Consider the following 24,394-nt stretch of genomic DNA (forward strand, 5'->3'; position numbering starts at 1 on the left):
GGGGTGGATGCCCAGCAGAAAGCCGATCCTGGCTGGTCCCCAGCGGCGGTTGACCCGGATCGCGATGATCCGCCGCTCCCGCCGCGCCGGTGTCCGCTGCGGGGAATTGACCGGCCGGCTGGAACGATCCTGCATGCCTGCCTCACCGTGCTCACGGTAGCGGGCTGCCCACCGCGCCGCTGTCGTGACCGATACCTGGAAACGTTCAGCGGCCCGCCGCAGCGGCAACTTCCCATCGACAATGCACTGAGCCAGCCGGAGCCGGCCCTTCGGATTCAAGATCGCGTTAGCATGGGACATTGAAGACCTCCTTGTGAAGCGGACTCTTAGACAAGCCCCACTCCACTCGGAGGTCTTCTTCTTGTCACCTAACCACGCCGAGTGTCCCTAACGTCCATGGTCAATACATCGCGCTCCTGCGCGCAGGGTCCAGCTACCAAAGCTGCCAGAATCAATCCACCAAAACGCGCTCAACCAGACTCCCTGGGGGAACACCCATGTAACCGAAGTCTCTCCGTCCGGCAATGGTCAGTCTGTCAGCACCTAAGCAACCAAGCCCGCCGCGCCGGAGACGTTTGTGGTGATCCTCAACGAGACCATCATGCGCGTCGCCCTCCAGCGGCTCATGGCGGACGCACCCATCGTCCAGTGGCTCTCCGCCGGGTTTATGCTGACCATGGCTGTTGCTGGCGAGCATCGTCCAGGCGGGCGGAACCGCCATCAATGCTGCCGCTGTTGATGACCCATCCTCACGCTGGTTCCGATCGCCAAGCGCAGGGCTGTGATGGGCAGACAGCATCGCCATCTCGGTGGCCCCGGCCATGGGCCCACCGTTTCGGGCCTGATCCTGGAGCACTTCGCCTGGCGCTTAATGTTCGTGTTTGTGCTCGCAGTGGCCCTCGCAGCCCTCGCCACCGGTGCCAAGTTCCTGACCAACGTTGGCGAGACAGAGAAGGCCACGCTCGATGCCCTCTCCGTTAGCCTCACCGTTCCCGCGTTCGGCGGCCAGGCCGGGCCGGGTATGGTCGAGATCTGGTGCAAACCGGCGGCGGTACCCCGGCATTTCACCGCCGGGACTGACGTCTACCCGCTCGTCGAGCTAACATTTTATGGGTCTGTTCCTTGCTGTTAGGCCCTATGAAAGCGGTGGGAGGCACGTAATGCCGTGCGCAGGACGGCCTGTGGTCAGGTGGCGGTGCCGAATGAGCGCTGGGGGTATGTCACGAGGCTTGGGCTGCCTGTGCGCCCTCGGCTGAGGTGCTTTGGCCGCACATTACTGCCGGCCTACCCGGCCATATCCTCAAAGCCCTCGTGGAAGTGGCGGCTTGCTGCGCGGCTCGGACCGCTTCACAGTCAACGCGTCGAAGCCGCTGAGGGCGATCGAGGAGCAGTCGTGCCGTCCACGAACCACGGCGTCGGTGCGCTGTCTCGGGCTATTGTGCTGATATTCAGGAGTGCGTCGTTAGTCCCGGATCCCTGCGACCTCTACCTCGATGGCTTCGATGCGGCCCGTGGCATCGAAGCCACTAACGAGTCGCTCGGGACTTGTATCCGAGATGAGCAGGTAGAGTGTACGCATTTCCGGTCCTCCCAATACCGCATCGACAGCGAAAGCACCGCCGTCGGGATATGCGACGGTGTCCGGCTCAATCCGGATGATGTCGGTGACCTCGCCGCCTTCACAGACACGCCGAAATTCTCCGATCCACGGGAAGGCTGCCCATACCGCACCCTCGCTGTCGATGCCGATACCATCCACAGACTCTGTGTCCGGTGACCCGAACTCAGCGAACACACGCTGGTTCAGCAGCGCACCGTCGTCCGCCACATCGAACGCGGTGAGTCTCACCCGTGGTGCCCGGAACGACTCTGCGACCACGAGGGTTCGCCCGTCGCCTGAGATGGCGATGCCGTTGGGGAATATGAGATCCTGGCCGCCGGTGTCGATTCGGCCGTCCGGATGGCGGATGATCAAGCCCACGCCAATAGGATCGCTTCCGAAAGGGTAGCCCTGCGGACCGATGTACGCGCGGCCCTCTCGGTCCACGGCCATATCGTTCGGATGAAACGCGACCGGCGCGAGGTCGGCGAGTTCCTCCAGCCCGCTGCTTCCCACGCGAAGCAGCCGACCATCCTCGATCGAAACAACCATCGGCGCCCCGTCGGGGCCAAAACCGAGGCCCGAGGGTCGGCCGGGTACATCAGCGACATCCTCGACCAACCCGTCAGGGGACAGGCGACAGATCTTTCGACGGCTCATGTCCGAGAACCAGAGCGCCCCATTGTGCCAGCGGGCGCCCTCGAGATAACCGAGATCACCCTTCGCCACAACACGGCGGGCATCGGCGGGCAGCACTCTTGGTGAACTATCCATGCATTTCCTCCTTGATGAAATTTGCGGTCAGGACGCCAGCGGGTCAGAACCAGCTGGCCCACGGCGTCCAAAGGGTTAACACTCCTCGCCCGCTCGCGGTAGCCGCTCGCGAAGAGCTAGCGCAGACGACTCAACGACTCCTCATCAGCCCGGTTGCTTTTGACCCACGCAATGGAACAAGCCGACAGAACAAAATCGAAGCCTCGAGCGACGGGCGCACGCTCCCCCGCTCTGCGCGGCGAGCAAGAACGGCTCTGTGGTGGTGATGAGGATGCTCCAAGGGAGTGTGAGCGAATTCACGGGATCCCGTGCCCGGGCCGCGGCCATGATCCGGTAGTCCACTGAGGGGCCACTGTCGGCTGCTCGCACCTGGGGAACACGTGGGTTAAAGGTTTCCTTCGAACTCATACTGACAGGCAACTCGTGCGCCGTTAGGGGAAGAATGAGGCGCCAATGCCGCGGTCGAAGTTCGTGTATCCGACCAGCCATGGATGGACTCAACTCGAATGTCGTGCTCTCGTTTGATGACAAGAACCAAGGCCGGTGATCGGCGGTACGAAGAAGAGGCCCATGGCGGGAACATTCGAACTCGCCATGAGCCAGATATCCCTGGACGTACTGGATCGTCGACGCTGGCGGTATTACCAAGCACGTCAAAGTATATGATCCCGGCTTAGCTGAAGATAACTCGGTTCAGACGCACCATGTAATCGGCGCCGACAGCCAGGTGGCTCCCGGCACGTTCTGTGACGGCTGCAATAACAAGGTCCCGGCGCTGTGGCAGCCGTGCCTTTTCGGCCGCAGCAAGGGCGTTTGGAATCTCCTGCCGCGTCAGGTTGGTGCAGTAGCTGGGCGATCCGGGCTGCTGCCGCCAGGAGTCCGCGAGGGAACCGGCATCAACGGCGTCAAACCCGGTCTCCTCGACGAGAGCCATGGCTACCTGCTTATCGCGATCACGGTCAGCGGCGACAGGGATCGCGATGCGATCCGGATCCCCAGCCGGCTTCCCATTTTTCGCGAAGGATTCCGCAGGGATAGCGTTCCAGGCTTTAGCAACCGGACGGCCCAATTGCTCGGTGACCCAGAGGCTTTCGACCTGCCCCGCCTCGAGCGCCTGAACCCCTCCATCCCGACGAGGGTAGTAATTCGAGGTGTCGACAATGACCGTTTCGGCAGGGAGGGTTGTGATGAGGGGCTTGATCTCCGGCACTCGAATGAGTGGTATGGAAATGATCAGGACGTCGATGTCGGTGACGACGTCGGGGGCCTCTACCGCCCGGGCCCCTGCTGCCACGATGTCGGGGTTGATGGATTCTGGACCGCGGGAATTGGCAACCTTGATCTTGTGCCCGGCTTCGCTCAACCTGCTAGCGAGCGTAGCACCGATGGATCCTGCCCCGAGAATTCCGATCTTCATGTAAATCCCTTCGTTGCGCCACATCAAAGTTCTGACGTCGCACGATTAACTAATCGATTATTATGTTGGCGGTCCTACATCCGTCCCACCTTGCCTCCGGTGACAACAGGACCTGCGGCGCATCCGTCGTGGCGCCGTGGCCGCCACGTACTTCCGCGGCCGAGAGAAGAGAACGTTGACAAGAGACCCGCATCACTTTACTCCTCTATATTGAACGCTCAAAATGTGTAGGAGGCCTGGTGCGCCGTTGAGCGCTCAAATGGATGCGCATGGAAGTTCGTTGCGCCAGCGACCTTGGAGCATTCTTGAGGTACTGCTGCTGGCCTTGACTGACTGCCCCACCGGGCGTAAAGATTACGAACTGGCCCTTGGTCTGGCCAAACAACAGCACCCACACCAGCGACCGGCAGGACCAGCCTGCCTCTCACACGTATCACACAGGCGGAAGAGAGCGGAAGGACACCCCGCCGCTGAAATCCCCCTGGCCGGACGGTTCTACCTGTGGGAACCCGCCCAGGGCACCTGCGCCTACGCAAGTATTTGTGAGCATTGCCCAAGCTTCCACCGCGAGACCAGCTCACCGCCGTTCCTTGTTGAGCAACGCGTTAATGCAGATGCACTCACCCGCGGTGCCGAACAACGAGGCTGAATCGCCGAAGCCGACCGTACAAACGCCTCATGACACGACTCGACAGATTGACCGCGAGCCCACCGCAGGATGACCAACACCCTCAACAGCTTCGAGCGCGACTGCGTCGAGCTCCTCGGAACGGACAGGCAGTGACTTTCACCGCCGTTCCCGCCCATACCAGCCTGGGTCGGACCACTCTCTGCCCGGCGCTCATAGCCACGGCGTTCCCATTGAGTCGTTTAGTGCGCTTTGTTTGTTTTTCGTTTTACACATCTTAGGTGGTCGAGAGTTTGTGGCTAGTCGTTCTTTGCCCGTCTTTCAAACCAGGCAATCCCTGGCTCTTGCACCGCCCGGGTGCCGTAACGGCCGTTCAGTCATTCAGGGGCTTCGCCGCGCCGTGGGTACGGAAATATGTGCGCGGGGAGCCTCTGGCGTGGTGTTGGGTTGGCGGAGCAGACTTGGGAGTGTGTTTCGGTTGACCCCGTCCGTTTAGTGGTGCCTGTGATCCTGTCGCTCAATCTGGTGGTGGAGGGCACAGCTTTTGTCCGCGGGACCGTGGACTGTTGCGGTGAGCACCCATGTCAAACTTGTTGTTGAATCCCGCCCTCCCTGGAACAAAGACATTTCCTGCCCAACAGAACGGTTCAAGGGAGGTGATCGGGCGTGGAAGTCATCCACCCCCGCTGCGCGGGAATCGATGTTTCGAAGAAGGATGCGAAGGTCTGCCTTAGGGTCCAAGGTTCCGCGAGCAATGCCACGAGAACCACGGTCACGACGTGGGCTGCGGTAACGTCCTGGATTCTGGAGTTGCGCGATTATCTGCTCAACGAGCGCGTGAGCATGGTGGTGATGGAAGCCACCAGCGATTACTGGCGCCCGTCCTACTACCTGCTCGAGGATGACGGGCTGGAGGTGGTTCTGGTCAACGCCCGCGATGCCCGCAACATGCCAGGGCGCAAAACTGATGTTTCAGACGCCGCATGGTTGGCGGATCTGGCAGCCCACGGGCTCGTGAGGGCATCATTTGTGCCACCGCCACCGGTGCGGGAACTGCGGTGCCTGACCCGTGCGCGGACAATCATCACCCGCGAACGGACCTGCGAGATACAACGCTTGGAGAAGCTCCTTGAGGACGCCTGCATCAAGCTTTCGTCAGTGGCTTCGAACATCAACGGCGTCTCGGGACGATTGATGCTCCAAGCCCTCATCGATGGTCAGGACAACCCCGCCGTGCTTGCGCAGCTGGCCAACGGAAACCGCGCGACAAGATCCCGGAACTCACCGAAGCGCTCAACGGCCGGTTCAAGGACCACCACCGACGCCCGACCCCCGGCAAAAGTGGCAGTCCTCTTCACAACAGGCGTAAGCACGACGAGCGAGGCCTTGCGTTCCTGGAATCGTAGTCAAGAATGATGCTACGGTAGGCCGGGGGGGAAGCGGCCGTCATCCCCTGATGCGTGCCACCGTTTCCTCTGATGTGCACAAAACGAGAGTAATGGACAGCTTGGCGCTGAACTACGGCGCATGTTCCCCCTCAACGCGTTCCATCGGAGGTTTAGCTGAAACTACCGAACACACCGGAACGGAGCACCTTGCCTAAGCGGGCCTCAACCGGAAGACAGGTTGCCAGTGGATCACCCCACAAGGTTGCCTCTCTGAACGTTCGACAGCTGTGCGAAGTGTTAATGGAGTATGGACTCGATCCAGCTCCTTCGTTGCGTGCCGCTAACCTGTCCCCGCACGTGATCGATGTGCCGGGCGGAAAAATTGGCTGGAACCAGGAACTGGTATTCCAGGAACACTTCGCCTCACGAACATCGGAACAACCTGAGATATGGGTCGAGGCTGCCCGACGGTATACGTACCATATGTTGGGAGAGTTCGGGCTGGCTATGATCACGGCGCCGACTTTGAGGCATTTCCGCAATTTAGGTACAAAGTTGGGATACGGAGTCGGGCGTTATATCGCATTTGACATCGATCCGTTCTGGACAGGCTATGAATTCAGGCTGCCGCATCATATTGGCCCAACGACCGCGTTTTTTCGTTTCACCATAATCAACGAGATCATCACCGGAGTAATGCTTTACAACGACATCTGGCAAGGGCCGCTCCCCTTCGAGCGAGTGGAGGTCCCCATTGACCCGTTGCCTGTCGCCCTCACAAAGGCTGTGAAGGCGCCCCTGGTATCACGCCGCGGATCTGGTCTCCGTTGGGTCTGGCACACAAGCCTGCTGGACACTCCTCTGCCGCGTTCCAACCAGATGGTCCATCAAGAGTACGTAACGCGACTCGAGCGGTCCCGGCTGAGCTGGACAAACCCGGTACAGCTCCATGACAAAGTATTTGCGCTACTCCGACAGCCCGGCAACGCCGGTCTAAATCTCGGGCAGATATCTGCAAAGTTGGCCATCCCCGCGCGGACCTTGCAGCGCCACCTCAGCGAGGAGAGTATCAGCTTCCGCGCTCTTCGGGATGAGGTGCGGATGCGTGAAGGTTGCGACCTGCTCTCCTTCACCGATCTAACCGTCTCTGAGATCGCAAGACAGGTCGGATATAGCGAAGTCGCTAGCTTTAGCAATGCCTTCCGCCGCTGGACCGGCCATAGCCCTAGTGAGTTCCGGTCTGGCTCCGCTGTCAGTGAAATCGATTTCTAAGTCAAACCAGCATTATGGGATTTGCAAGGACACGGTAACAGGCTCTGTTGCGCCCTGTTGTTCCGCCCGATGGAACTATCGAAACTTTTTGGCGCGATTGAACAAAGTAAACGACATCATTGCGATAACGCTGCGTGGCCATGTCTCTATACAGTCCTACTACGAGATCTCCCGTCGCCTGGGGATCTCACATTCCCGGCGGCCCTCAATGACCCGCTGGCGTGGCTAGGTCGCGTGCCCAGCGCTCTGCCGCGTCTGCGGAAAGGACTTTCTATGACAGCAAAACAGATGATTCTTGGTATGGAGTTAGGCAACTTGTCCGGCACCCAGCCTGACTCGTGGCGTGCACCAGGAGTGGACCCCGTCGAGTACTTGGACTATGACACACGGATCAGGTATGCCCGGGCGGCGGAGCGGGGAAAGTTTCAGTTCCTCTTCTTCCCTAACGGTCCTTACCACCAAGTAGAAGACTTTGAGCATTATGGGCCTGATATGACACCGGACGTTATGATCCACATGGCTATTCTTGCGCGGGCGACCGAGCATATCGGGTTCGTGGCAAGCGCATCGACGACGCATAACCACCCGTATTCTCTCGCGCAGCAGCTGAAGACCGTCGATTACATCAGTCATGGGCGCGCGGCCTGGAATGCGGTGGCATCCGGTTATCCTGATGTCGCTGCGAACCACGGGTCCGAGGTGCTGTCTGGTGAGGACCGCTATGGGCGGGCCCGGGAGAGTATTGAGCTGGTTCAGTCGTTGTGGGCCAGTTGGGGTCGCGAGGCGTGGGTTCACGACCAGGAGACCGGGGAATACACCAAGCCAGGTGAGGTCGCGCCGATCAGCTTTGAGGGCAAGTACGTGAATTCACGGGGGCCTCTTTATATCCCACCCTCTGAACAGGGTCAGCCCGTCATCGTGCAGTCCGGTCTGGGAGATAACTCCTTCGCACTCGCCGGACGTTACGCGGATCTCGCCGTCGGCCTCGCGTCCTCGATCGAGCAGGCACGGGCCTACCGGGAAACGATCCGCCGGTACGCGTCCGAAGCGGGACGGGACCCCGACGAGGTGAAGTACGTGGCCGGGTTTAGTCCCACCATCGCCCCGACGAAGCGTGAGGCTCTTGACCGGCGTGCATCGCTCGTAGCTTCCCGCCTGCCACAGTGGGTGCCGCAGCTGGGTGAACTGCTTGGGGTGCCGCTGACCATGGCAGACCTGGACCGGGTCCTGCAACCGTCAGAACTCGGCGCACTCCGCCCGCCGAACCCCGACGCGCCAGGCTGGATTCAGGCGCGCAGCATTCGAGCGCACACTCTCGCGAGCGAGGGGTGGAGCGTGCGTGACATCCTCGCCCAAGGTGTCTTCGCCGAGCATCCCACGAAGGTCGGAACCGCGTCCGAAGCCGCCGATCACATGCAGGAATGGTTCGAATCAGGTGCCGTCGACGGATTCTGGCTATGCATCGACGTGTACCGGGACGGCATCGACGCCTTCGTTGACCAGGTCATCCCGATCCTGCAGGATCGCGGGCTGTTCCACCGGGACTATGAAGGCACCACCCTCCGCGCACATCTCGGAGCTCGCGACCAATACGGCCCGGACTACCGAGTCGCCCAGACAGCGAAACCGCAAACCACGCTGACGCCACTCGCGGCGCGGTCGTGAGGGCCGGCTGCTGGGGGTTCGGACCACGCCCGGTCATCTCTCGCAGCCACCTCTCGTAGAGGCTTCACCGAAACATTGCACCAATCAAACCTGAAAGATAATCATGACTAGTTCATCTACACTGACAAAGATTTCTGTTGGCCGACGTCGCTTAGCTGTTGTGGCCGTGTCGGGCGTCATTGTGCTCGCGGGGGTGGGCGCCCTGACGGGGTGCACCCCGGGCGCATCCGGTTCGGAGACATCCACGTCGGCTGGAAGTAATGGCATACTCCGGGTTGGAGTACTCGGCACGGGGACAATGGAAACCCTGGATCCCACACATATGGACGCCGAAGCAAGCATCGCGCGAGACTTGCAGATCTTCGAGCCGTTGGTGCGGATGGGCGCCGGCGACAAGATCGTCGAGAACATGCTGGCTGAGTCGCTCACTCCAAACGGGGACGGATCAGTCTGGACGCTAAAGCTCCGGGGTGGCGTGACGTGGCATGACGGCACGCCCCTCACTGTCGACGATGTCATCTACACGATGAACTATAACGTCGAGAAGGTGACCTGGGCCAGCAATGTGTGGTCGAGCGTGGACCGGCCAAAGCTGAAGAAGATCGATGATCTGACCCTGGAGATCCCGCTCAAGGTACCGAACTTCCTTTACCCCGAGACACTTGTCGACGTCAATGAACTGATTATCAAGAGCGGCACGAAGAGTTTTGAGCACCCGGTGGGTACCGGGCCGTTCAAGTTCAAGTCCTTCACGCCGGGCCAGCAGTCAACGTTCGTGCGCAACGACGACTATTGGGGCGGTGCGGCCAAGCTGGCCTCGGTCGAGATTAATTCCATCAACGATGAAACAACGCGTGTTAACGCGCTGCTGTCCGGCCAGGTCGACGCGGTCTCCGGGGTTCCGTTCAGCGGGATCGCGCAGCTTGAAGGCGCAGGGCTCACGGTCTCCAACGAACCATCCGGATCGTGGGTGGGTATCCGTATGAATACCCACCTCAAGCCGTTCGATGACCCTAGGGTGCGGGAGGCGATGGGCCTCTTGATTGATCGTCAGCAGGTTGTGAGCAACGCTTACGGCGGCAACGCAACGATCGGAAATGACCTGTTCGGCTGGTTCGATCCGAAATTCGCAAGGTTGCCCCAGCGCGCCTATGACCCCGATCGTGCTCGACAACTGCTCAAGGAAGCCGGCTACGAAAACCTGACCCTTACGTTGCCGACGTCGAACATCGGCCCGGGTACCAACGAAATGGTCACGCTCTTTGCCGCGTCAGCAGCTAAGGCAGGAGTCACGATCAACATTAAGCAGATGCCGGCCGCTGAGTTCTACGGAACCCCCCAGAATGACAGGCAGTGGTCACCGACGATCTGGGGAGCTCGGTCGATCAGCGCCCAGATCAACGGTCATATGAGCTGGCAGGCGATCGACGCCGGAACGAGCGAAACAAGCTGGGGGGACTCTGACTTCCTGAGTGCGTACGAGGCGGCGATCTCGACAAGCGACCCCGCTGCCCAGCGGACACATCTCATCGAAGCTCAAACCAAAATGTACAACGAGGACCCCTACATTATTCCCGCGTTCTACAACATCGTCACCGCCAGCTCGAAGAGTGTCACCGGACTCCAAAACAATATGCGTTTTCCGTTCGGCGATTACGACTTCACCGACGTGACGGTTAATAAATGACGGCCACGGTGACTACACCGCCTGCGACCAAGCCCCCGGTGACGAGGATGCGGCGGCGCGGCCCGGTGCCTTTGCCTCCGCTGGTGCGTTATGTGCTGGTGCGGATCGGTACTGGCGCGATCACCCTCTTGGCGGTGTCTGCTCTGGTGTTTCTCGGTGCGAATCTGCTGCCGGGGAACGCGGCGGAGGTTGCTTTGGGGGTTAACGCGGGCGATCCGGCCGCGCTTAAGGCCGCCTTACAGGCTGCGGGATTGGACCAGCCTGTCGTCGTGCGCTACTGGGCGTGGCTCACGGGGCTGCTCCACGGGGATCTAGGAGTTTCGATGGTAACTCATCAGCCGGTCGCGGATCTTGTGGGATCGCGGTTGGGGAATACTCTGGTTCTCACAGGGTGCCTGTTAATCCTGCTCATCCCGGTGGCGTTGGCGCTGGGCACCTGGTCCGCAATGCGGAAAGACACGATGATCGACCGTGTCGTGGGCGCGGGCACCATGTGGCTCTTGTCTACGCCGGAATTCGTCGTCGGGACGTTCCTGGTGGTCATCTTCGCGAGCTGGCTCAGAATCCTGCCGAGCGTTTCGCTCCTGAACCCAAGGATGACCGCGCTCGAGCAACCGAACCTCCTCGTGCTTCCGGTGCTCACGATGCTGATCGTCGGCGCCGGCCAGGTGACTCGCCTGGTGCGGGCGTCGACCATCGATGTACTGCAGTCCGACTTCGTACAAATGGCCGTGCTCCGGGGGGTGCCGCCCCGCACCCTCCTCCTCCGTCACGTATTGCCGAACTCGCTCGGACCCTCGGTGCAGGTGCTCGGTCTGGCGATGGGGTCTCTCATTGGCGGTGTGGTCGTGATCGAGACCGTTTTCAACTATCCGGGGGTGGGAACCATGCTCGTCCAGGCAGTATCCACCCGCGACATCACGACCGTGGCCAGCCTCACGATGCTGCTCAGCGCCGCGTACATTCTCAGCAACCTGGCCGCCGATCTGGTGGCGATGGTGCTCAACCCGCAACTGCGCCGGGGAGGTGCTTTCTGATGACGACCCTATCCAAGAACGCGCCCACACCGGGCAGCACCAGTCACACACCATTGCGGCAGGCATGGCGGGCGTTGCGGAATGTGCCCAGGCTCGCCACCGGAACGGTGAGCGGACGGTTCGGTGTAGCTGGCATGGCGGTGATCCTGATCGTTGTCATCGTCGGTCCCTTGCTGGCACCGTATGGCATCACGGATGTGGCGGGGGTTCCTTTCGGCCCTCCGGACTCCACGCATCTGCTGGGCACCGACTACCTCGGACGCGATGTTTTCAGCCGATTCCTGCGCGGCGGAGCCACCCTGATCATGCTGTCCTTGCTGGCTCCTCTTATCTCGTTGGTGGTTGGAGGCCTGGTCGGCACCCTCGCCGGTTCCATCGGCGGCAGAGTCGATCTCGTCATAACGTGGATCGTCGATGTCGTGCTGTCGTTGCCATCCCTGATCCTCGCGTTGCTCGTCCTGGCCAGCCTTGGTACCGGCCCCGGGCCGTCGCTTGTCGCATTGACGGTCGTGCTCGTGCCCGGCGCGATCCGGGTGGCACGCGCGGCGACCCTGGATGCGGCCTCGACTGATTACGTCGAAGCTGCGCTGGCACGCGGCGAGAGCCGACTCGCTATCGCGGTACGGGAGATATTGCCGAACACCCGCTCCGTACTGGCCGCCGATTTCGGTGCCCGGGTGGGCTATGCAGCCCTCATCTACGCAGGACTCAGTTTCCTCGGTGTCGGCCAATCGCCTCCGGCAGCGGACTGGGGCCTCATGATCAACGAAAACCGGATCGGCCTCCTTACTCAGCCCATCGCAGTAGTGGTGCCGGCAATAGCCATCGCGCTCTTCACCGTATCCGTCACCACAGTTTCCGATTCAATCGCCCGTTCCGTGGGCGGAAGGACCCGATAATGAGCGCTCACGCATCCCTACCACTATGCCCGGTGAACACTGAGGAAAACCCCGTTCTGCAGGTGCGTGACCTTCGCATCGAGACCGATCACGGCATCGAGATCGTCGATCAGATCAGCTTCGAGGTCTCGCGAGGTGAAATCTTCGCACTCGTCGGAGAATCAGGCTGCGGTAAGTCCAGTGTTGCCATGGGGCTTCTCGGCTTCGCACGCGCTGGTGCCAGGATCAGCGCCGGCGAAATCCGAGTCGGCAACATCGATATGCCCACCCTCGACCCCCAGCGCCTGCGGACCGTTCGCGGTTCACGGATCAGCTACGTGCCACAAGACCCCAGCAAGGGCCTCAGCCCGCGCCGCACAATCATCTCGCAAATGGTCGAAACACTCACCGTGCACGGCGGCAGCGCAGACGAGGCGCGTGCCAGATGCATCGAAGCGATTCGCGACGTGGAACTCCCCGCCGATGAAAGCTTCATCAACCGCTACCCGTTCGAGCTTTCCGGAGGCCAGCAGCAGCGGATCCTGATCGCGATGGCTTTGGTGGGACGACCCAGCGTGATCGTGCTCGACGAACCAACGACCGCGCTCGACGCCACTTCCCAGAAAAAGATCATCGAACTCGTCGCCCAACTCGCCGCGCGACGCGAATCCGCTTTCGTTTACGTCACCCACGACCTCGCGGTGGTCCAAGAGATCGCACACCGGGTCGGCGTCATGTACTCCGGGCGACTCGTCGAAGTAGGCTCCTGCACTCAGATCTTCCGCGATCCCACCCACCCCTATACCGCCGAACTATTGAATTCGGTGCCCAGCGTCATCACTCGCCGCGTCATCAAGGGTATCCCAGGCACAGCTGCGCAGCCGGGCGAGCGCCCGAGCGGATGCTTCTTCCGCACCCGCTGCCCGGCCGCGACGGAACTGTGCGGCGAACACTTTCCTGCAGCTGCCCCCGCCCACGGCGACGGATACATTCGATGCTTCCACCCCCACTCCATTCGGGTAGAAGTGAGAAACCGTGAGGAGATGGACCGCCCCGACATCGGGGTGCCCGAACTCGGGGTTCGCAACCTCATCGCCAAATACGGGGGCGGATCCCGCCAGAACATCGCGGTTGACGACGTCAGTTTCAGCATCGGCAAAGCCGAATGCGTGGCAATCGTCGGAGAATCAGGCAGCGGGAAATCCACCACCGGCCGGTGCATCGCCGGTCTGCACCCGCCCTCGGACGGGCAGGTACTCTTCCGCGGAACGCCCCTTCCCAAACAGGCAAAATACCGCACCCGAGAACAACTCCAGCAGGTGCAAATCGTCTTCCAGAACCCCGACCGCTCACTCAACCCCTCACACACCATCCGAACCATCATCAGCCGTCCCCTGGAAATGCTCGGCGGTACACGCGCCACAACCGGCGAACTCACCGAACTACTCGAACGAGTACAACTCTCATCCGAGGTCCTCGGAAAATACCCCAGCGAACTCTCCGGCGGAGAAAAACAACGCGTCGCAATCGCACGAGCCCTCGCCGCCCGCCCCAGCATCATCATCTGCGACGAAGTCACCTCAGCACTTGACGTCTCCGTGCAGGCCACAATCGTCAACCTCCTCGACAACCTGCGCCAGGACGGCGTTTCGCTCCTGTTCATCACCCACAACCTCGGAGTCGTACGAAACCTCGCCAACCGCGCAATCGTCATGAAAGACGGACACGTCGTCGAACACGGCGAAACCGCGAAACTCTTCACAAACCCGACACACCCCTACACCCAAGCCCTCTACGACGCCGTCCCTGAAATGCGATTGACCGTTTAGAAAGGCTGGGACGCGGCAAACAGCAGCCAGGCACCAACACAGAAAGGGAGACCTGACTCGCATGGCGCGGCACAAGTGACAACCGTCGTCGCCATTCCCAACGGAGGTCCGCGGCGTCCCTCCAACCACCCGAGAGCCGGGCATCGAAGAAGTCAAAGGAGCCTTGATGTCTAGTCACTCGTACAGCATTTCCGAAATTGTTGGCACGTCCCGAGACAGTGTCGATGCAGCAGTTCGCAGTGGGTTAAATGAGGCTTCCAAGAGTTTGCGGAACCTTGATTGGTTCGAGGTCAAAGAGATCCGCGGGCACTTGAAGGATGGCGAGGTCGCGGACGGGCAGGTGACAATAAAGCTTGGGTTCCGGCTAGAGCGCTGAGCCAAGGTCGCCGTTGGCTGCTGGGCAAAAGCAGCCAGCGGCGCCAGCCACACCCCGGGCCCAGCGCAATAGCGAGATTGCGTTTCTGCATGTATCTGGTTCAGGGCCAGGGAAACGTGTATCTCAAGGTGGCACCAAAGAGCAGGCACACTGTCGACGAGCTCCAAGCGGACCACCAGAAGTAGGTCCCCATCATTGAGGTTCGCAGCCGCAAACTTTTCCATGCATTTCCATACTCTCAAGCCGCTTGCCGTAGTCCCAGCACGTTGACGAAACGCGCCGCCTAGGAGACACGATTAATCTCCTAGTTCAGGTCGGGATTCGCTTACCAGGTTTGGTCGGCGGCACGCACGAAGACTTCATTGACAGCGACTCGACGTTTGCTGGTGACCACATAGGCGACGGCATCAGCAATGTCCTCGGGTTGGAGCCTTTCGATGGAAGATAATTGGGACTGCACTCCTGTACGCAACCCCTGCCGGGTGTGCGAGGCAAGCTCTGTGTCAACATTGCCCGGTTCGATAACACTGACCCTTACTCGCAGGGGCCGCATCTCTTGGCGAAGTGCCTCGCTGAAACCATTCACACCAAATTTGGTCAAGTTGTATACAGCGGCGCCTGCATGGGCGACCCTGCCGGCCGAGGAGCTGATGTTGACTAAATCCGACGTATGTCGCGGTTCCTCGGCCGCCGCCTTGATCAAATGCGGCAAAGCGGCCTTCGAGACGTACAGGAGACCAAGAACATTCACATCGATCATTCGCTCCCATTCACCCTCCGGTGCGTCTGCGAAGGGGCCGATAAGCATTGCCCCGGCATTGTTGATGACGATATCGAGCCGACCGTACGTGGCAACGACCTGCTCGACAGCGGACTCTGCGCCAGCCCGGGATGTTATGTCAGCAGTAATTGCGTGGGCCCGACCACCCTCACCCCTGATAATTTGTGCCAACTGCTCAAGACGTTCACGCCGCCTGGCCACCAGCGCCACCTGCGCTCCCTCCCGCGCAAGGCGTCTTGCCGTTGCCGCCCCGATCCCGCTACTGGCGCCCGTGATGAGTGCAACCGTTCCTTCAAGCTCATACGCCACAATTGACCTTTCGTCCGGACCCGTCTTGGAGTCGTCTCCATCTACCCTTAGCATTCTTGCATCATTCTTGACTACGATTCCAAAGACGCAGGGATTCAAGCCAATTTGTCGAGTTCGGGAACTGCGTCAGCGGTCGTGAGCGTGACGCGGATCATGAGTAGAACTCGAAGGAGAGTCAAGGGATTGCTCGAGAACAAGCTTGCCGGCAACACCATCGAGAAGGTTTACTGATGCAGCCGATTGAGCACAACTCCTCCTTCATCGACGGCGCCTATCGTTCTGCATTTTTTCCTGCCGCAGACGGAACGTCAGAACTGCTAGCCAGCGCTTGGTTCACTGCAGCAATGTCCAGGAAGGCGGGATCAAAGGGCTCAACGGAACGGTCATGTCAGCCACCCATGCTGCGTGTTCTGCGTGGCCGGGATGCGACGGGTCGGCCAGGCATCCATGATCTCCTCGTAACCGGGGAAAACCTCCGGAGTCTCCGTGGGCCGCGCCGGGCTCCATCGATCAGCGGGGCCGGCGGAGTAACGTCGTCCGCGGGCCGGCGGGACACCAGCTCAAGCCCGTGAACCCAGCTGTCACCGAAGTCGTATTCGTAGAAACCTCCGCCAGGGCCCAGTGCGAGGAGCTGGCCAGGGAGCAGTCCTCCTCAGGCCTGTCGTCCAGCTCTTCACACTGCTGCCCTGGAAGCCACTGCGGGACTTCCAGGAATTCGCCGTCGAGCGGCCGCAGCGGAGCGAAGGGGTTGGCGGTTAGAAACCGGTGCAAGTGGGCGTCCTCCTACCCGAAGGCTGCCTGCAGGAGCTGATGTATCTGGCTCAAAGTCAGGGAGTCCCGGAGCTCGAATCGTCGCCAAAATCTCGGGCTCGCTGTCGATCAACGCCACGCGAACCTCCAAGACGGAATCCTGTCAATACGCATCCCCGCCCCCAGTTTGTCCATAGCCCCATTTTTACAGGCCCCACCGCCTTACTAGTAAATGGCGACCTCTTCCCCGCCGTGGTCTAGAGCTTGACGAAAGCTTCATTACGGCGTTCTACATAAGGGGAGTAGAAGTGGCTGCCAGAACTCCCGGCTCTTGGCGTATTCAGCATTTCCGCAGGTCAGCTGATGGTTTTGAACCTGTCAAGTTGTTTGTGTAACAGGGCCGTTAGTTTATCGGTCGAGGTAGGGTCCGATTTCGGTCTGGGTAGTTTAGGACGAGGACGCCGAGACGATTGCGATCCGCACGCCCTAGCTAGATCGTCAGGCCCTTGAGGGCGTAATCCGGATAGCGTTCTCCTGCGGCTACTCCGACGGGGAATATCTCGTCGAGGACCGAGAAGTCGTCGGCTGTCAGTACGACTTCGGCGGCGGCCACGTTCTCCTCCAGGTACGTACGACGCTTGGTACCGGGGATCGCGACGACATCCTCCTGCTGCAACACCCATGCCAAAGCCAACTGCCCCGGAGTGATGCCCTTCCGCGCGGCCATCGCGCGCAGCTTCTCGACGACCTTCAGGTTGGCCGCTAGGTTGCCGTCGACAAAGCGTGGGCTGACACGACGGAAATCGCCCTCCTCCAAGTCGTCCCACGAGGAGATCGCACCGGTCAGGACACCACGGCCAAGCGGCGAGTACGCCACGAACTCGATGCCGAGCTCGCGGGTAGTGTCAAGGACACCGTTGACCTCAGGGGCCCGTTCGAACAGCGAATACTCGGTCTGGACGGCCGTTAGTGGATAAGTCGCGTGCGCGCGTCGGATCGTCTCTGGGGATGCCTCCGAGATCCCGAGGTAGCGGACTTTGCCCTCTTCGACGAACTCCCCCATCGTGCCGAATGTCTCCTCGATCGGTATGCTCGGATCGACCCGGTGGATGTAGTACAAGTCGATGGTCTCGCGGCCAAGGTTACGCAGCGAACGCTCGAGCGCCTTGCGTAGATATGCCGGCGAACCGTTCGGCCCGACGCGCTTCCCGTCATCGCTGATCTCAAAACCGGTCTTGGTCGCAAGGACGTACTCATCGCTGCGGCTGCCGATTGTTTCACCGATCAGCCGCTCATTGAGGAATGGCCCGTACATCTCGGCGGTATCGATTAGGCTGACGCCGAGATCGAGCGCCCGGTGTAGCGTCGCAGCCGACTCCGCATCGTCACGCCGCCCGTAAGCAGCGGACATGCCCATTGCGCCGAGTCCCTCGACGCTGGCCTCAAGACCCTGGCTTCCCCATGGTTTCGTATTCACAATACGAGTGTGCCAGACCTCCATGGTTTGGCGCAACGGTTCGGATAAGACCTGAGGTCAACTGACGCTGAGTCGGCCTTTTGGAACAAAGCCTTTAGAAGGGAGGTGAAGGCACCTTTGTATTCCGGGTAGAGGTAGTCGGGAAATGTTGTTTATGGCCATCCGGTGGCGGAGGCCGCCGGCCGTCCTGGGGCGTGACCTATACCTCGAGCCCCCCGGATGCTTCAAACATTTGACGCGGGTCATTGGCGTATGCCGCAATCCAAAGTGCGGAGGAGTCGGGCATAGCCCAAGCTGCGGCTCCTTCTGAACATGGCAGCCTCGTACGTTCACAAGTGATCCGCGCAGGCTGGGCAGAAGCCGTGAACGAACAGCAAAAAACCTTGATTCTTACGGGTAAATCATGATCCTCTGGAGAAAGAAAACGCACGTTCACCGCCGATGGTAGAACCTGCCACAGTCGAAAGCGACAGATGCCGCACCCCACCGCCTTGACACCGAGACACCCATCCCCCTCATCCATCACGACAGTCCTTGCCCTCAGTGGCACCGTCGTTGCGCTGATGCAAACTTTGGTGATTCCACTCCTTCCAGATTTCACCGGAATCCTGGGCATCACTGCAGATGACGCTTCCTGGCTGGTGACATCCACCCTGCTCGCCAGCGCCGTAGCAACCCCCATTCTCGGGCGTACCGCGGATATGTACGGCAAACGCAAGATGATGGGGGTGTGCCTGGCCATCATGGTGTCCGGTTCGGTGTTGGCGGCCATAGGCGGTTCGTTTGTATGGCTGATCATCGGGCGGATTCTCCAAGGGTTCGCCACGGCCCTGATTCCTGTAGGCATAAGCATCCTGCGCGATGAGCTGCCTAAGGAGAAGATGGGTACGGCAATCGCGTTGATGAGCGCAACTATGGGAATCGGCTGTGCCCTGGGTCTGCCCCTTGCTGGGGTCCTATACGAGAGTCTCGGTTGGGCATCCATATTCTGGGTGAGCGCCGGCACCGGAGCGCTGCTGTTCTTTGCCGTGGTCCTGGTGGTCCCTGAGTCCAGGGTCCGCACGCCGGGCCGATTTGACTTTGTTGGCGCGTTGTTATTGTCCGCGGCTTTGGCCGCCATGTTGTTGGCCGCGTCAAAGGGCGGTTCCTGGGGCTGGGGCTCGGAGCCGGTTCTCCTGCTATTCACCGCTGCCGCAATACTTTTTTCCGTTTGGGTTCCCTATGAACGTAAAGTCAGCAAGCCGATGGTGGACCTGCGGACCTCTCTTCGCCCCCCGGTGTTGATGACCAACGTGGCGTCCTTGCTCATCGGGTTCGCCGGATTCGCCAACATGCTCCTCTCCACGCAGCAGCTGCAGCTGCCGGCCTCCACCGGTTACGGGTTGGAGTTGAGCGTAATCAGCGCTGGCTTGTGCATGGTCCCGTCCGGGCTTGCAATGGTATTGTTCGCACCCATTTCGGGGCGGATCATCCGGCTCTTCGGCGGGAAGACTGCGCTGATGTCCGGGGCAGTCGTCATGATTGTGGGCTATGTGGGCCGCGTCTTTTTCTACGATTCCATAGCTTGGGTGATCATCGGTTCAACGGTGGTCAGTGTGGGCACGGTTATCGCCTTTGCTGCCATGCCAACCCTGATCATGGCTGCGGTGCCCATCACCGAAACTGCCTCCGCGAACGGGTTGAACAGCCTGGTCCGGTCTATCGGTACCTCGACCTCCAGCGCTGCGATTGCCGCAGTTCTCACCTCGGTCACCATGACGATCGGAGCTGGTCGGTTCCCCGCCTTGGATGCCTTCAAGGACATGTTCTTGATGGCCGCCCTTGCCTCGGCCGCCTCCATGCTGGCGGCGGTCTTCATCCCACATGCTGCTGTGCCCCAGGGGCCTTCCGTCCCTGTTGGCGCTCCTGGTGAGCTCGTCGTCCGAGGGCGTGTCCTGGCCCCCGACAGGACACCCCTTACCCCAGCCGTAGTTACGGTCCTCCACCCTGGCGGGGAGCCTGTGGACTGGAGCCGCGTGGATGCAGAGGGAAACTATTCCGTGGCCCTGCCTGGTGGTGCTGGAAAATACCTTATGGTAGCCAACACGGCTGGCTGGACGCCGATGGCCGAGGTCTTCGCATTCGACGGCCGCACCCTGGAGCACAACTTCCAGCTACGGAACCGGCTAATGATCAGCGGCACAGCCAGCGCGGGCGGTCACGAGATCGCCGGAGCGGTGGTGACCCTGCTCGAAGCCAGCGGTGGCTATATCGCCACCACCTGGACGGACGAAGACGGCGGCTACGCCTTTCCGCTGCCCCCCGCGGGCCGCTACCTCGTGACCCTGCTAGAACCTCAGACGGAGCAGGCGATGGCACAAAAGCTCGCGGTGGACAACCGTTCGGTCACCCTGGACTTCACCGCGCCCGCTGTCGAGCAAAGCTCGGAAGACCCGGTGGAAGCGTGAGCGGCCCGAGCCGCGACGCAGTCCTCCGCTCGGCATCGCACCTTTTCTGTGAACGCGGATAACGTGCCGTCAGAGTGCGTGAAATAGCCGCAGAAGCCGGAGTTTCGGGTGCTCATCCGCCGCGAACGCGGCATGCAGGAGCACTGGGCCAACACTTCCGTCGCAGTGCGCGACTCCCCGGACCCCGCGTCTGTCGGGCAGACACTTGTGAACGGTACCTGGCCGCGATTTCGCATATCATTGGTGATTACTCAACCGATCGCCGCTTCGCAGCAACAGCGACTGCCTTAATGATCGGACTCGGCGAGAGCGTCCGAACCCTCGGCCAGTTTGACACCCTGACTTTTGACGAGCTAATTGAGCATTACGTTGCATCTATTTAGGCCCCTGGACGGCTCGGGCGGCGCATGTTGGTTATGCCCGTTTTCATGGAACTAACGATGGCCGAACGGCAAGCTGTGACAAAGACGAAAGCCCTCGCCTACAAGAACGCCGATCGTGCCGGAAGTCCCGGATCCTGACCGAGCTGGTTGAGCTGGCCGGCTGGTATCGCGACTACGCGCGTGCCGCTCTGCAGGAGGCCCTGGTGTTGAAGATCGTCAAGACTTCCGTGCTTCCGTGCTTCGTGATGATGCTCAGGGGCCCACGTCGAAGACGTTCATGGCCGCAGCAGTGGTCGGGCATACGCTTCCGATCGCATCCGGCACCAGCAATGCATCGAGTTCGGGACGCCTTCCACCCCCCCGAACTCTTTGGGCGCGCAGATCCCCAGCAGCCCCGCCTATCGTAAAAGGGTGATGTTCTCCGCCGGGTACTCCTGAGTACGGTGCCACTGCATCGCTTTTGCTGTGAAGTTCTCGAGCCCCAAAGTGCGACTCGTAGCGATTGGGTCCACTTGGTCCTGGCTCAGGCCGAACATTCCTATATTTTCCTTTCTAGAGGCACGGATTGCCGCGCGAGTATGCAAGGGCGACGGATGACGTTGCAGCACGGATCGGTCGCCGCCCCGCTACTGAGCGGTGTGTCCACCGTCGATAACGAGGTCCGCGCCCGTCATAAAACGCGATTCGTCCGAGGCAAGGTAAAGCACGCCATACGCGATGTCGATGGGATCCGCAGCGAATCCCATCGGGATCTTCGACAGCGTGCGAGCGATTCTCTCTTCTGGGAAGTTCTCGAGGATGGGCGTGCGAACGAGACCGGGATACACCGTGTTGACTCGAACGCCGTCCCTGGCAACGCCAAGAGCAACCTCTCGAGAGAGTGCACCTACTGCGGCTTTCGACGACGCATAGGCCGCCGATCCACCACTGACCCCGCCCACGAATGCGGCAGCAGAAGACACGTTGACTATCGAGCCCGCGCCGGACTTCGTCAGTTCGGGCATGACCGCCCTGATGCCGAGCATTGCACCCATGATGTTGGTCGTCAGAACCGTCGTGGCGTTTTCGGCGTCGAAATTCCACGGCTCCTCGCTCGCGCGGCCGGGGATCGCCGCGTTATTCACGAGAATGTCTAATCGGCCGAAGGCATCAACTGCCTGGGCGACGGCGCTGGCCCAGTCGTTTTCGTTTGTAATGTCATGCGTGACGCCGAGCACTCGCTCGCTGTTCAACTGTCGATTAACGTCCGACACCAACTCATTTAGCCGCGCTTCGTTGCGTCCGGTTGCGAGGACTCTCGCGCCCTCATCGGCAAAGAGCTTCACAAGGGCCCCCCCGACGCCACCAGAGGCGCCGGTGATGATCGCCACCTTGTCTGCCAATCGCCCCATTAGATTGCCGCCCTCTCCGAGTTTGACGCACGTCGAAGCGGGCGCCCATCTAGTGCGCGAGGAATCGCGGTCGCGACTCGTTCGCATGACAAAGACTGACGCTACCCACGCTTGAATACGATGTCAAGAAAGCGGCGCCGGACACGCTGACTGTCCGCAAGAGCGTCGTGTCGCGACGGATTTCGAATCAGCAGCAGGGCGGCGACTGGCTGGCCGAGCAGAGGTACCGGGCGGCCGAGGTGGCACAGCGCTACGGGGTGTCCCGGCAATCCGTCTGCGGCTGGAAGGCGAAGATGCGCCGATGCACCTATGGCAGCTGGACCTGGTCGGCGGGATCTACCTCGCGGACGGGCGCGAGTGCAAGATGCACACAGGGATCGATGACCACTCCCGCTTCGTCGTCATCGCCGAGGTGCTCGCGGCGCGTTCCGGCAGCGCGGTGGCCGACGCGTTCGTGCAGGACAAGCGGGTCCACCAGGTTGCCGGCTGAGGTGCTCACGGACAATGGCAAGCAGCCGTACCCGCCCAGGAGCACCGGGAAGATCGAACGCTGGCACCGGACCCTGCGCAGGGAGCTCTGGCAGCTGAGCCTAGTGTGATAGGTACGCGGGTCTACCACATCCAGCAGATCCTCTTCATCTCCAGAGGGTGGCATCAACTGGTCCCACCACTCCGCGGCGACTTGGACATGGCAGGTGGCACGCGACAGATCGCCCCCACATTCGCCGATGATGCCGGGTACGTCTGCGGCCACCGCGGCCCGCATGACGGACTGCCCGTCTTCGGCATCTACCTTCCTGACGTTATCGCTCGAAATTCGGAAGTTGATGCTGGCCGCGTATGTCCTCCTCAGGCCAAGGCGTGTGTGCGCACACGCCTTGGCGTGTACTTGACGGGCAGTTCAGAGAATCCCGTAACACTGGTGCCGGGAAGCCAGGCCGGATCGTCCACAGTGACGTGCATGTCCGGAAACGCCTCCAATACTCGTGGAATGAGTGTTCCGATTTCCATGCGTGCCAACGGACGGCCGAGACACAGATGCGGCCCAGCGCCGAGGGCAAGGTGCGGCGTATCTTTGCGCCGGATGTCGAAAGCCTGGGGATTCTCGTACACTCGGTCGTCCCTGTTACCTGACACCCGGTAACAGACAACCCAATCTCCGCGCTTGATCTGCTTTCCTCAGAACTCAAAATGCCGGGTCGCAATCCACAATTTGTTCTTAGTCGGCGTGACCCAACGCAGCACCTCTTCGACTGCATTACGCGTCACGCTCGGATCGTTCCGAAGCATCTCGCGCTGCTCGGACTGCCGCATCAGCTCCCACATTCCGACCGCCATGGCGTTACGGGAAGTCTCCAAGCAGCCGCCGATGAGTGCGACAGACCATCTCTTCGTCTCGTGAATGCTCAGCCTGTCACCATCGATCTCGAGCTCACCAATGATGGTGGCGAAGTCGTCCTTCGGATTCTGGCGGCGATCCAGCGCTAGCTTCGTCCAATAGTCCAAGAGCTTCCGATGACCGTGCTCAGCAGTCTTGACAGGATCATTGTCGATCATCCAGCGTGGGGCGCCGGACGACATGAACTGCCTGATGCCTCAGTCACCTAGTCCCAGTCCTCCCTAGGCACGCCGATCAGCTCCAGGGTGATCCTCGTAGGCAGCACCGCGGCGATATCCTCGACGAGATCGCACTCGCGCTTTTCCGCGACGGCATCGATGATGTCGTCCACGATCCTCTCGACGTCGTCGCGCAACTTCTCGGTCTGTCCCACGGTGAAGTGTTTGTTGATCGGACGCCGGTACAGGTCATGAATGGGGGCCAGTTCCGTGATGCGGACGTCGATCCCCGCTTCGTGTCGCTCCTCGGGGGTCAGCCGTTTCGATGTGAGTGGTACTCGGCTATGCCAACGAGAGCTGAAGTCTGGTGCGTTCTTGAGAACCTCGCTGATATCCGCATGTCGCGTGATCGCCCAATGTTGCTTGCCATAGCGTTCGTCCCGAACCCACCGGACCGGACCTCATCCCGAAGTTTCGTGAACGCCGCACGATACCCCGTTCCGCGGTAGAATTTCGGATCCACGAGCCCGTTGTCGATCTCGTTCCACTCCATTGTGAAGTCCCCTTTTCTTTGGGATTTCCATCGGATTAATACTCAGTCTCCCTCTAGAGGCCTTTCAGGGCGCCCCGGCCGCCTAGCAGGAAGGCAAGACCGAGCCCGACTAGCGAAACGGCGGCCATTATCAGGGCAAGCACCGCAACCGCGGAATACGAGCCGAATTCGAGTAGGTCGTAGAGGGTCGTTCCC

General features: G+C 60.7%; 18 protein-coding genes and 3 pseudogenes. 11 read left to right on the forward strand and 10 right to left on the reverse strand.

Annotated features, from left to right (window positions below; all coding sequences use genetic code 11):
* The coding region (locus AC1DCM_RS25530; RefSeq protein WP_477520171.1) for a helix-turn-helix domain-containing protein at positions 1-300 on the reverse strand (300 nt) is incomplete at its 3' end.
* A 277-nt stretch (positions 301-577) separates the two neighbouring features.
* On the opposite strand from AC1DCM_RS25530, the pseudogene AC1DCM_RS25535 reads away from it, so the two are divergent.
* A pseudogene (locus AC1DCM_RS25535) lies at positions 578-1,006 on the forward strand (MFS transporter); the annotation flags it as partial.
* A gap of 456 nt (positions 1,007-1,462) precedes the next feature.
* Here the strand turns inward: AC1DCM_RS25535 and AC1DCM_RS25540 are convergent.
* Together AC1DCM_RS25540 and AC1DCM_RS25545 are read right to left on the reverse strand one after the other, a co-directional pair.
* Positions 1,463-2,374, reverse strand: a complete 912-nt coding sequence (locus AC1DCM_RS25540) for an SMP-30/gluconolactonase/LRE family protein (protein WP_477520172.1) — start codon at positions 2,372-2,374, stop codon at positions 1,463-1,465.
* A gap of 673 nt (positions 2,375-3,047) precedes the next feature.
* Positions 3,048-3,791, reverse strand: coding sequence for an NADPH-dependent F420 reductase (locus AC1DCM_RS25545; RefSeq protein WP_477520173.1), 744 nt, complete (start codon positions 3,789-3,791; stop codon positions 3,048-3,050).
* 1,294 nt (positions 3,792-5,085) lie between these two features.
* Between AC1DCM_RS25545 and AC1DCM_RS25550 the strand changes: the two are divergent.
* The 8 genes and pseudogenes from AC1DCM_RS25550 to AC1DCM_RS25585 form a co-directional block, all read left to right on the forward strand.
* A pseudogene (locus AC1DCM_RS25550) lies at positions 5,086-5,750 on the forward strand (IS110 family transposase); the annotation flags it as partial.
* 357 nt (positions 5,751-6,107) lie between these two features.
* On the forward strand, positions 6,108-7,079 hold the full coding sequence (locus tag AC1DCM_RS25555) for an AraC family transcriptional regulator (RefSeq protein WP_477520174.1): 972 nt from the start codon (positions 6,108-6,110) through the stop codon (positions 7,077-7,079).
* A gap of 273 nt (positions 7,080-7,352) precedes the next feature.
* Positions 7,353-8,744: an NtaA/DmoA family FMN-dependent monooxygenase gene (locus AC1DCM_RS25560; protein WP_477520175.1), complete on the forward strand. Its 1,392-nt coding sequence runs from the start codon at positions 7,353-7,355 to the stop codon at positions 8,742-8,744.
* 322 nt (positions 8,745-9,066) lie between these two features.
* Complete coding sequence (locus AC1DCM_RS25565) at positions 9,067-10,431, forward strand: ABC transporter substrate-binding protein (RefSeq protein ID WP_477520176.1); 1,365 nt, start codon at positions 9,067-9,069, stop codon at positions 10,429-10,431.
* Complete coding sequence (locus AC1DCM_RS25570) at positions 10,428-11,468, forward strand: ABC transporter permease (RefSeq protein WP_477520177.1); 1,041 nt, start codon at positions 10,428-10,430, stop codon at positions 11,466-11,468. Before AC1DCM_RS25565 ends, AC1DCM_RS25570 begins: the two co-directional genes overlap by 4 nt.
* The gene (locus AC1DCM_RS25575; RefSeq protein ID WP_477520178.1) at positions 11,468-12,367 is read left to right on the forward strand and encodes an ABC transporter permease; all 900 of its coding nucleotides are present in this window, start codon (positions 11,468-11,470) and stop codon (positions 12,365-12,367) included. The genes AC1DCM_RS25570 and AC1DCM_RS25575 overlap by 1 nt, the downstream gene beginning before the upstream one ends.
* Entirely contained in the window at positions 12,367-14,175 is a 1,809-nt protein-coding gene (locus tag AC1DCM_RS25580) for an ABC transporter ATP-binding protein (protein ID WP_477520179.1), read from the forward strand. The genes AC1DCM_RS25575 and AC1DCM_RS25580 overlap by 1 nt, the downstream gene beginning before the upstream one ends.
* A gap of 166 nt (positions 14,176-14,341) precedes the next feature.
* Complete coding sequence (locus AC1DCM_RS25585) at positions 14,342-14,551, forward strand: dodecin (protein WP_477520180.1); 210 nt, start codon at positions 14,342-14,344, stop codon at positions 14,549-14,551.
* Between the two features lie 325 nt (positions 14,552-14,876).
* Here AC1DCM_RS25585 and AC1DCM_RS25590 read toward each other — a convergent pair whose 3' ends face one another.
* Both AC1DCM_RS25590 and AC1DCM_RS25595 read right to left on the reverse strand, forming a co-directional pair.
* On the reverse strand, positions 14,877-15,695 hold the full coding sequence (locus tag AC1DCM_RS25590) for an SDR family NAD(P)-dependent oxidoreductase (RefSeq protein ID WP_477520181.1): 819 nt from the start codon (positions 15,693-15,695) through the stop codon (positions 14,877-14,879).
* 1,186 nt (positions 15,696-16,881) lie between these two features.
* Positions 16,882-17,868: an aldo/keto reductase gene (locus AC1DCM_RS25595; protein ID WP_477520182.1), complete on the reverse strand. Its 987-nt coding sequence runs from the start codon at positions 17,866-17,868 to the stop codon at positions 16,882-16,884.
* A gap of 473 nt (positions 17,869-18,341) precedes the next feature.
* Here AC1DCM_RS25595 and AC1DCM_RS25600 point away from each other — a divergent pair, with 473 nt between their 5' ends.
* Positions 18,342-20,315, forward strand: coding sequence for an MFS transporter (locus tag AC1DCM_RS25600; protein ID WP_477520183.1), 1,974 nt, complete (start codon positions 18,342-18,344; stop codon positions 20,313-20,315).
* Here AC1DCM_RS25600 and AC1DCM_RS25605 read toward each other — a convergent pair.
* Positions 20,204-20,551 (reverse strand): ferredoxin-thioredoxin reductase catalytic domain-containing protein, encoded by a 348-nt coding sequence (locus tag AC1DCM_RS25605; RefSeq protein ID WP_477520184.1) that lies wholly within the window; start codon positions 20,549-20,551, stop codon positions 20,204-20,206. The genes AC1DCM_RS25600 and AC1DCM_RS25605 overlap by 112 nt on opposite strands.
* A 773-nt stretch (positions 20,552-21,324) precedes the next feature.
* Positions 21,325-22,068: an SDR family NAD(P)-dependent oxidoreductase gene (locus AC1DCM_RS25610; RefSeq protein WP_477520185.1), complete on the reverse strand. Its 744-nt coding sequence runs from the start codon at positions 22,066-22,068 to the stop codon at positions 21,325-21,327.
* A gap of 313 nt (positions 22,069-22,381) precedes the next feature.
* Between AC1DCM_RS25610 and AC1DCM_RS25615 the strand changes: the two are divergent.
* Positions 22,382-22,667: pseudogene (locus tag AC1DCM_RS25615) on the forward strand (DDE-type integrase/transposase/recombinase); the annotation flags it as partial.
* Positions 22,668-22,938: 271 nt separating this feature from the next.
* Here the strand turns inward: AC1DCM_RS25615 and AC1DCM_RS25620 are convergent.
* The 3 genes from AC1DCM_RS25620 to AC1DCM_RS25630 are packed head-to-tail and all read right to left on the reverse strand — an operon-like array spanning position 22,939 to position 23,861.
* Positions 22,939-23,259: a cytochrome P450 gene (locus AC1DCM_RS25620; RefSeq protein ID WP_477520188.1), complete on the reverse strand. Its 321-nt coding sequence runs from the start codon at positions 23,257-23,259 to the stop codon at positions 22,939-22,941.
* Positions 23,260-23,268: 9 nt separating this feature from the next.
* Positions 23,269-23,670 (reverse strand): hypothetical protein, encoded by a 402-nt coding sequence (locus tag AC1DCM_RS25625; RefSeq protein WP_477520186.1) that lies wholly within the window; start codon positions 23,668-23,670, stop codon positions 23,269-23,271.
* Positions 23,671-23,693: 23 nt separating this feature from the next.
* Positions 23,694-23,861 carry a hypothetical protein gene (locus tag AC1DCM_RS25630; RefSeq protein ID WP_477520187.1) on the reverse strand — a complete coding sequence of 56 codons (168 nt, stop codon included), beginning with the start codon at positions 23,859-23,861 and terminating at the stop codon, positions 23,694-23,696.
* Positions 23,862-24,394 lie beyond the last annotated feature (533 nt).

Source organism: Paenarthrobacter sp. 10N417 (assembly GCF_056394745.1).